Source organism: Isoptericola sp. NPDC058082, assembly GCF_042885055.1.
In the GTDB taxonomy this organism is placed as follows: domain Bacteria; phylum Actinomycetota; class Actinomycetes; order Actinomycetales; family Cellulomonadaceae; genus Isoptericola.
The window spans coordinates 24267-33067 of record NZ_JBHVSQ010000028.1; the positions used below are offsets into that span (position 1 = coordinate 24267).

The following is an 8801-nucleotide window of genomic DNA, read 5'->3' on the forward strand; positions in this document are numbered from 1 at the left end:
GCCGTGCGGTCGGACCGTACGGACGCGCCGTGCTGACGGGCGCCCTCGGCGGCGCGGTTCAGGCGCGCTTGTACGCCTCGCCCGCCATGTCCTCGAGCTCGACGCCCTTCGTCTCCGGGATCTTGCCGAGCACGAAGAAGAACGACAGCACGGCGAAGACGGCGTACATGAGGTAGGGGATCGCGGGGCCGAAGGTGTCGAGCATCGGCGGGAAGGTGAGCGTGATCGCGAAGTTCGCGATCCAGTTCGCCGCCGCGCCGACGCCGAGGGCGGCCGCGCGGATCCGGTTGGGGAACATCTCGCCCAGCAGCACCCACATGAGCGGGCCCCACGTGGCGCCGAAGAAGACCACGAAGGCGTTCGCGGCGACCAGCGCGATGATGCTCCACGGATCCGGGAGGCTGATCGACTCGCCCGAACCGGTGGCCTGCGTGAAGCACACCGCCATCAGGCCCAGGGAGACGGCCATGCCCGCCGAGCCGATGAGCAGCAGCGGGCGCCGGCCCACCTTGTCGATGAGGGCGATGGCGATGAACGTCACGGCCACGTTCGTCACGGCCGTGATCGTCGAGACGAGGAACGCCTGCGACTCGTCGAACCCGACCGCCTGCCACAGCGTCGTCGAGTAGTAGAAGATCACGTTGATCCCGACGAACTGCTGGAAGATCGCCATGACGATGCCGACCCAGACGATGGGCTTCAGGCCGAAGCGGTCGCCCTTGAGGCTCCCCAGCTCGGCGTTCTCCTCGTCCACGGCGATCGAGCGGCGGATCTCGCCGATCCGGTCGTCGGGATGCTCGTCGGGGCCGAGCACGGACGCCAGCACGGACCGCGCCTCGTCGTCACGGCCCTTCGTCACCAGATAGCGCGGGGACTCGGGCATCCGTAGCGCGAGGATCCCGTACACGGCCGCCGGGACCACGGCGACGAGGAACATCCAGCGCCACGCCTCCCAGCCGAACCACAGCTCGTTCGCCGCGCTGCCGGCCGCCGTCGCGAGGATCTGGTCGGACAACAGGGCCGCGAAGATACCGACGGTGATCGCGAGCTGCTGCAGCGAGCCGAGGCGCCCGCGCATCGCGGCGGGGGCGATCTCCGCGATGTACGCGGGGGCGATCACGGACGCGATACCGATGCCGACGCCCGCCATGAACCGCCAGATCGCCAGGTCCCAGGCGCTCCACGCGATCGCCGACAGGATCGACGAGACGAAGAACAGCACCGCGCCCAGCACCATCACGTGGGTGCGGCCCCACCGGTCGGCGAGCTTGCCGCCCGACCATGCGCCGAGGGCGCAGCCGAGCAGCGCGATCGCCACGACGAGACCCGTCACGGTGGAGTTGAGGTCGAACTGGCCCTCGATCGCGTCGACGGCGCCGTTGATCACCGACGAGTCGAATCCGAAGAGGAATCCGCCGACCGCCGCGGCGAAGGCGAGCGCGGTGGCCTTCCGGTGCGCGCTGTGCGCTGCGGAGCCTGGTGCTGGGCTTGTCATGATCGTCCTCGGTTCGCTCGGCAGACCTGTTCTCGATCCTTCTCGATGCTAGGTCGGGGTCGCCCTGTCGGCGCGCTGAGCAGGTCGGACGCGCGACCGGTCCACGAGCCCGCGCCGTCGGGGGTGAGACTGGAGGGGTGAACGACGCACCCGAGCCGCGCAGGCACCGCCGACCCGCCATGCTCGATCCGCAGACCGCCGAGCAGATCCCCGGGTCGCTCGACCCCGCGCTGCGCGACGAGGTGGCGCACACCACCGCGCGCGCCGTCGTGCACCGGGCGCGCGCCGCCGAGGACCCGGAGGTGGTGGACCGCCTGGTGCGCCTCGTCGAGCGCGAGGGGCTCGACGTCGTCGCCGCCCTCTGGTCGGACGCCGCGCCCGCGTCGCTGCCCGGCGCGCTGTGGCGGCTGTACGTGCTGCGCGAGTGGGTGCGCCGCGACCCCCGCACCGTGGGGCTGCGCTACCGCCTCGGCGTCGACGCCGCCCCCGTGCACGAGGCGGTGGCCGGCGTGCCCCGCCCGCCCGCGCCGGAGGACCTGCGGGCGCTCGCCGACGACGTCCTGTCCGGCGTCTACGCCGGAGACCTGGCCGTGGCGCTCGAGCGGGCCGCGTCGTTCTGCCGCATCCTCGCGACCGGGGCGGCCTTCGACGCCGACGCCCGCGAGGTCGCGGACCCCGACGGGGCCACCCGGATGACGCGCGGCGCCGCCGACCTGGTGCGCACCGCCGAGGAGCTGGAGCGCGCGGCGGCGGGCTGGCGGACGGGCACCCTCGACTGACGCTCGGCGGCCGTGAACGGCGGGGCTGACCTGCGTGTTCGGAGCACGCCGACGCCCGGGCTTACGATGTTCGGGCGACGTCGGGCCGCGGTAGCCCCGGGCTCCATCTTCAGCCGCTACGAGCGGCCACGCGCCGAGAGGCGCTCCCGGTCCGGCGTCGCACCTCACCCGAGTTTCCCGCAGCCGCGAGGCGGATCGTTCAGCGCGCGTTCAACTAGTCGCGCCAGGATGGCCACCTCTAGTCTGTGAGAGTCTCAGCGTCCTCGATCCGGGAGCCACACGTGCGCCTGCGCCTCACACCGCGCGACACGACCTACTTCGACATGCTGGCGACGCTCGCGCAGCACAACGTCACGGGGGCCTCGCTCCTGGCGGAGCTGCTCGGGGCGTCCCGGCAGGAGAGGGAAGGGATCGTCCGCCGGCTCAACGAGGCCGAGCACATCGCCGACGACGCCACCCACTCGATCATGCGGCGGCTGAACCAGACGTTCGTCACCCCGTTCGACCGGGACGACATCTACGGCCTGGCGTCCGCGCTCGACGACTGCATGGACGCCATGGAGGAGGCCGGCGACCTCATCGTCCTGTACAAGGTCGACGAGCTCCCGCTGCGGGTCTCCGAGCAGGTGCAGGTGCTGCAGCGCTGCGCCGAGCTCACCGCCGAGGCCATGCCGCGGCTGCGCTCCATGGACCAGCTGTCCGACTACTGGGTCGAGATCAACCGCCTCGAGAACCAGGGCGACAAGCTGCACCGCGAGCTCATCGCGCAGCTCTTCGACGACACCACGGACCCGGTGCTGCTCATCAAGCTCAAGGAGATCGTCGACATGCTCGAGGAGGGCGCCGACGCCTTCGAGCGGGTCGCGAACATGGTCGAGACCATCGCCCTCAAGGAGTCCTGACCGTGGAGGTGGCGCTGGTCGTCCTCGTCGTCGCGCTCGCGCTCGGCTTCGACTACACCAACGGCTTCCACGACGCGGCCAACGCGATCGCCACCTCGGTCTCGACGCGGGCGCTCACGCCCCGGGTGGCGCTCCTCATGGCCGCGGTCATGAACTTCGTCGGGGCCCTGCTGGGCACCGAGGTCGCCGAGACCATCGCGACGTCGATCGTCGACCTGCAGGACGCGTCGAACCACACCGCGCTCGTCGTGGTGCTGTGCGCCCTGGTGGGCGCCATCGTGTGGAACCTCATCACCTGGTGGTTCGGCCTGCCGTCGTCGTCGACGCACTCGCTCATCGGCGGTCTCGTCGGTGCGGGGCTCGCGGCCGGGCTGCCGATCTACGGGCAGGCCATCATCGACAAGGTCGTGCTGCCGATGGTCTTCTCGCCGCTCATCGGCTTCGTCGGCGCGTACTTCGTCATGGTCGCGGTGCTGTGGATCTTCCGGAACGCGTCCCCGTCGCGGGTCACCCGCCGGTTCCGCCTGGCGCAGACCGCGTCGGCCGCCGCGATGGCGCTCGGGCACGGCCTGCAGGACGCGCAGAAGACCATGGGCGTGATCTTCATGGCGCTGCTCACGGTCGGCTGGGCGGACCCGGACGCGGGCATCCCGCTGTGGGTCAAGCTCGCCGCGGCGGGCGCCATCTCGCTCGGCACCGCCTCCGGCGGCTGGCGGATCATGCGCACGCTCGGCCGGCGCATCATCGAGCTGGACCCGGCACGGGGCTTCGTCGCCGAGACGGTGTCGGCGCTGGTGCTCTACGCCAACGCGTTCATCCTGCACGCGCCCGTCTCGACGACGCACACCATCACCTCGGCGATCATGGGCGTCGGCGCCACGCGCCGGCTGTCCGCCGTGCGCTGGGGCGTCGCCAAGAACATCGGTGCCGCGTGGGTGCTGACGATCCCCGCCGCGGCGCTCGTGGCCGCCATCACCACCTGGATCCTGCACCCCTGGCTCACCTGACGACCGGGCGCGACCTCAGTAGACCGGGGGAGTGACCTTCTCGACGGCGACGACGCGCGGACCCTTGCCGGTGGTGGTGACGTGGGCGACGAGCAGGTCGCCCGGCTCGAGGAACGGGTCGCGCGAGGGCAGCACGTCCGCGACGGCGCGGCGGGAGTGCTGGCCCAGCACGTCCAGCACCGTCGGCAGGACCGGCCGGTGCGTGCACAGCACCGACGACCGGCCCGACTCGAGCAGGTCGCGGACCGTCGCGGCGACGCGGGAGGGCGAGCGCTCGTGCTCGGCCTCGCCCAGCTGGTCGCTGAGCTCCGGCCGGGCGTGCGACGCCCGCACGTACGGCTCGATCGTCGCCGCACAGCGTTCCCAGCGGCTCGAGACCACCGACGTCACGCCGTAGGCGGCGAGGACCGGGACGAGCGCCGCGCCCTGGGCGTGCCCCACCGGCGTCAGCGGCCGGTCGTGCTCCGTGCCGTGCCAGGCCGCCCGGGTCACGGCCTTGCCGTGCCGCACGATGACGACGGCGTGCGTGGCGAGCCGGCCCTGGGCGTGCGCCGCCACGAGGGCCTCGAGCGGCCCGCGGTCGGCGCGGCGCGTCAGGCGGGCGGCGGCGGCGTCGACGTCGAGCCACGCCTTCCTGTCGACCTCGTCCTTGGACGGGGGCTGCACGGGGAACCGCGCGGCGAGGGCCGCGGCGTCGTCCGACCGCGACGCCCGCTGCGCCGCCCAGTAGTGCACGCGCTTCACGCGGCCCTCGGGGGTCAGGTACTGCAGGCCCGGGAGGGGGACGCCGAGGACCACGGGCTTGCCGGTCTCCTCCGCGACCTCGCGCGCAGCGGCCGTGTTCAGCGACTCGCCCGGCTCGAGCTTCCCCTTGGGCCAGGACCAGTCGTCGTAGCGGGGCCGGTGCACGAGCTGCACCTGGAGGCGCCCGTCGCGCTCGCGCCACACGAGCCCGCCCGCCGACTCGATCACCGGGGCGTGCTCCACCGAGGTCGCTCCCAGCCTGTCCACGAGCGGGGAGGCCGTCGTGCCCGCCGCCCGACGCACGCGCGCCGCCCTCACCACGCCCTCATCGAGCCCGCTCGGGCCGACGGCGGTGCCGGTCGACGAGCTGCGCCTGGAGGTCCACGAGCGGTTCGCCGTCCGGCCCGACGGCGTGCCGCACCCAGGTGTCGTCCGGCTGCAGGTGCCACGTGGAGGTCTTGTCCGACATCGACGCGTCCATGAGCTCCAGGAGCTCCGCGACCTGGCCCTCGTCGGCGATGCGGACCAGCGCCTCGACGCGGCGGTCCAGGTTGCGGTGCATGAGGTCGGCCGAGCCGATGTACACCTCCGGGCCGGACTCCGGCCCCTCGCCGATGGCCGGGCCGGCCGCGTTGGCGAACGCGTAGATCCGGGAGTGCTCCAGGAACCGGCCGAGGATGGAGCGCACGCGCACGTTCTCGCTCAGGCCCGGCACCCCCGGGCGCAGCGCGCAGATGCCGCGCACCACGAGGTCCACCTTCACCCCCGCCTGCGAGGCGCGGTACAGGGCGTCGATCGTGGCCTCGTCCACGGCGGAGTTCACCTTGATGCGTACCCACGCCTCGTGCCCGGCGCGGGCGGCGTCCGCCTCGCGCTCGATGCGCTCGATGAGGCCCGCCCGCACGGCGCGCGGTGCGACCAGCAGCCGGTGGAAGCGCGACTGCGGGGCGTAGCCGGAGAGCTGGTTGAACAGGCGCGTGAGGTCCTGGCCGACGTCGCGGTCGCACGTGAGCAGGCCGTGGTCGGTGTACATGCGGGCCGTCTTCGGGTGGTAGTTGCCGGTGCCCACGTGGCAGTACCGGCGCAGCCCGTCCGACTCCTGGCGGACCACGAGGGACAGCTTGGCGTGCGTCTTGAGACCGACGATCCCGTAGACGACGTGCACCCCCGCCTCCTCGAGCTTGCGCGCCCAGGAGATGTTGGCCTGCTCGTCGAACCGCGCCTTGATCTCGACGAGCGCGAGCACCTGCTTGCCGGCCTCGGCGGCGTCGATCAGGGCGTCGACGATCGGGGAGTCGCCCGACGTGCGGTACAGCGTCTGCTTGATCGCGAGCACGGCCGGGTCGGCGGCCGCCTGCTCGAGGAACGTCTGCACCGACGTGGAGAAGGAGTCGTACGGGTGGTGCAGCAGGACGTCCCGCTCGCGGATCGCGGCGAAGACGTCGCGCGCCGTCGCGGACTCCACCTCGGCGAGCTGGCGGTGCGTGGTCGGGACGAACGGCGGGTAGTGCAGCGTCGCGCGCTCGATGTCGGCGATGACGTTGAGGCCTGTGAGGTCGAGCGGCGCCGGCAGCTCGTACACCTCCTCGTCGGCCACGCCGAGCTCGCGGACCAGCAGCTCGCGGATGCGGGGCGAGATGCCGTGCGCCAGCTCGAGCCGCACGGGCGGCCCGAAGCGGCGGCGAAGCAGCTCCTTCTCCATCGCCTGCAGGAGGTTCTCGGCGTCGTCCTCCTCGACCTCCACGTCCTCGTTGCGCGTGACGCGGAACGTGTGGCTCTCGCGCACCTCCATGCCGGGGAACAGGTGGTCGAGGTGCTGCGCGATGACCTCCTCCAGCGGCACGAACGACGTCTGCGTGCCGCCGCCCTGCGTGGGCGTGGGCGCCGACGGGCGGCCGCGGTCGTCGACCGCGATGAACCGCGGCAGCAGCGGCGGCACCTTGACCCGGGCGAAGTGCTCCTTGCCCGTCAGCGGGTTCGCGACGACGACCGCCAGGTTGAGCGACAGCCCCGAGATGTAGGGGAACGGGTGCGCCGGGTCCACCGCCAGCGGCGTGAGCACCGGGAAGATCTGCTTGCGGAAGAACTTGTGCAGGCGCTCCTGCTCGCGGACCTCGAGCTGGTCCCAGTGCACGATCGTGATGCCCTCGGCGTCGAGCGCGGGCTGCACGTCGGAGCGGAACACCTCCGCGTGCCGGGTCATGAGGCGGTGCGCGCCCTCGCCGATCGACTCCAGCACCTGCCGCGGGCTCATCCCCGACGCCGCGGTGACGGCGATGCCCGTGGCGATGCGCCGCTTCAGGCCCGCCACCCGCACCATGAAGAACTCGTCCAGGTTGGACGCGAAGATCGCGAGGAACCGGGTGCGCTCGAGCAGCGGCAGCGACGGGTCCTCCGCCAGCTCCAGCACCCGCTCGTTGAACGCCAGCCAGCTCAGCTCCCGCTCCGCGAACCGGTCGTCGGGCAGCGGCTCCGCCTCGATCGCGCGGACACCGTCCGACCCCGGTTCCTCCGCGATGTGCTCGGCGATGTGGGCCGCGAGCTGCGGATCCAGGGGGCGCGACGGCGCGACGGCCGTCGAGCGCGGGCGGCTGTCCGTCACCTCGGCGGCCGCGACGGCGGCGTCCGGTGCGACGGGGGCGTACCGACCGCGTCCGTCGCGGGTCCGGGAGGTACGGGGGCGCGACGCTGTCATGGCACCCATCGTGGCACCGATAGGTGAACGGCGGGTGACGAAGTCCTCCGTCCGGTCGCTACGCGCCGGCGGGCCGCGCGTACTGGACGTCGACGGCGGCGCGCTCGAAGCCGGCGCCCGCGTACGTGGCCAGCGCCGCCGCGTTGTCCCCGTCCACGTACAGCACCGCGCGGTCGCACCCCGTGCGCGCCAGGTGGCGCAGCCCGACGGCGGTGAGCGCGCGGCCCAGGCCGCGGCCCTGCGCGTCGGGGGAGACGCCGACGGCATAGATCTCTCCGGAGCGGCCCTCGCCGTCCTGGGCGCCGGACGGCTGGTCGTTCTCGACCTTGGTCCACAGGTAACCCAGCGGCTCGCCCGCGGCGCCGTCCGACGGGTCGTCGGCCGGCACGACGAGGAAGAACCCGTCGGCGTCGAACCAGGGTTCGCGCCGCCGGTCCTGCAGGTCGGCGACCGTGAGCCGGCCCTGCTCCGGGTGGTCGGCGAACGCACGGGCGTTGAGCCGCACCCACGCGTCGTCGTCGGCGCCGGGGCGGAACGTGCGCAGGGCGAGGCCGGGCAGGTCCGGCACGTCGCGGGCCGCGTCGTCAGGCCCGAGCGGCCGCGCGAGCACGAGCAGCTCGCGCGCCACCTCGTACCCGCGGGCGGCCGCGAACGCCTGCGCCGCGGGCAGGTCGCCGTGCGCCCACACCCGCAGCGGCTTGCCGCGCTGGCCGGGGGCGCCCGAGAACATCGGCAGCCGCGCGTCGCGCTCGGCGGTGCGCAGCAGGACGCCCCCGACGCCCCGGCGCCGGTGGTCCGGGTGCACGACCAGCTCGGCGCTCGCGTCGTCGCCGCCCCGGTCCACCTGGAGGTAGCCGACGACGGTGCCGTCGTCGCCGCGGGCCACGACGTGCGTCAGCCAGTCGGCGTCGGTCCCCAGGCGGAGCAGGGGCTGCTCCGACAGCGGGACGACGCCGTCGTGGGCGGCGGCCGCCGCGGCGAGCGCGCGCACGTCGTCCTGCGCGGCGGCGTCGAGGGGCTCGAAGGACAGGGCGGGCAGGGCGGGCGAGGTGGGCACGACCCCATTCTGACCGAGGACGGACGACGCCGACCATGCGGTGGGGGGGGGGGGTGGGGTGGTGGGGAATGGGAGACAACAGAGGGGTGCGACGGGGGGGGGGGGGCGCGTTGCTGGTGGGG

7 protein-coding genes are annotated in these 8801 nt (G+C 73.3%); 3 read left to right on the plus strand and 4 right to left on the minus strand.

Going from position 1 to position 8801, the window contains the following annotated elements; translation table 11 throughout:
- Positions 1 to 58: 58 nt before the first annotated feature.
- Positions 59 to 1495, minus strand: coding sequence for a sugar porter family MFS transporter (locus ACFVS0_RS21110; protein WP_430564295.1), 1437 nt, complete (start codon positions 1493 to 1495; stop codon positions 59 to 61).
- A 179-nt stretch (positions 1496 to 1674) separates the two neighbouring features.
- Between ACFVS0_RS21110 and ACFVS0_RS21115 the strand changes: the two genes are divergently transcribed.
- The 3 genes from ACFVS0_RS21115 (at position 1675) to ACFVS0_RS21125 (ending at position 4183) form a co-directional block, all read left to right on the plus strand.
- On the plus strand, positions 1675 to 2274 hold the full coding sequence (locus ACFVS0_RS21115) for a hypothetical protein (protein WP_430552209.1): 600 nt from the start codon (positions 1675 to 1677) through the stop codon (positions 2272 to 2274).
- A 281-nt stretch (positions 2275 to 2555) separates the two neighbouring features.
- Positions 2556 to 3176 carry a DUF47 domain-containing protein gene (locus ACFVS0_RS21120; RefSeq protein ID WP_430552112.1) on the plus strand — a complete coding sequence of 207 codons (621 nt, stop codon included), beginning with the start codon at positions 2556 to 2558 and terminating at the stop codon, positions 3174 to 3176.
- Between the two features lie 2 nt (positions 3177 to 3178).
- A complete protein-coding gene (locus ACFVS0_RS21125) occupies positions 3179 to 4183 on the plus strand; it encodes an anion permease (protein ID WP_430552111.1) in 1005 nt (334 codons plus the stop codon).
- Positions 4184 to 4198: 15 nt separating this feature from the next.
- Here ACFVS0_RS21125 and ACFVS0_RS21130 read toward each other — a convergent pair whose 3' ends face one another.
- The 3 genes from ACFVS0_RS21130 to mshD all read right to left on the minus strand — a co-directional run bounded on the left by ACFVS0_RS21130 (position 4199) and on the right by mshD (position 8679).
- Positions 4199 to 5170, minus strand: coding sequence for an NUDIX domain-containing protein (locus ACFVS0_RS21130; RefSeq protein WP_430589046.1), 972 nt, complete (start codon positions 5168 to 5170; stop codon positions 4199 to 4201).
- An 82-nt stretch (positions 5171 to 5252) separates the two neighbouring features.
- Positions 5253 to 7631 (minus strand): RNA degradosome polyphosphate kinase, encoded by a 2379-nt coding sequence (locus ACFVS0_RS21135; RefSeq protein WP_430589047.1) that lies wholly within the window; start codon positions 7629 to 7631, stop codon positions 5253 to 5255.
- Positions 7632 to 7680: 49 nt separating this feature from the next.
- Positions 7681 to 8679: a mycothiol synthase gene (gene mshD, locus ACFVS0_RS21140; RefSeq protein ID WP_430589048.1), complete on the minus strand. Its 999-nt coding sequence runs from the start codon at positions 8677 to 8679 to the stop codon at positions 7681 to 7683.
- Positions 8680 to 8801 lie beyond the last annotated feature (122 nt).

Coding starts and splice junctions, on each gene's coding strand:
- ACFVS0_RS21110 (WP_430564295.1), bottom strand. CDS start 1,495: ATGACAAGCCCAGCACCAGGCTCCGCAGCGCACAGCGCGCACCGGAAG.
- ACFVS0_RS21115 (WP_430552209.1), top strand. CDS start 1,675: ATGCTCGATCCGCAGACCGCCGAGCAGATCCCCGGGTCGCTCGACCCC.
- ACFVS0_RS21135 (WP_430589047.1), bottom strand. CDS start 7,631: ATGGGTGCCATGACAGCGTCGCGCCCCCGTACCTCCCGGACCCGCGAC.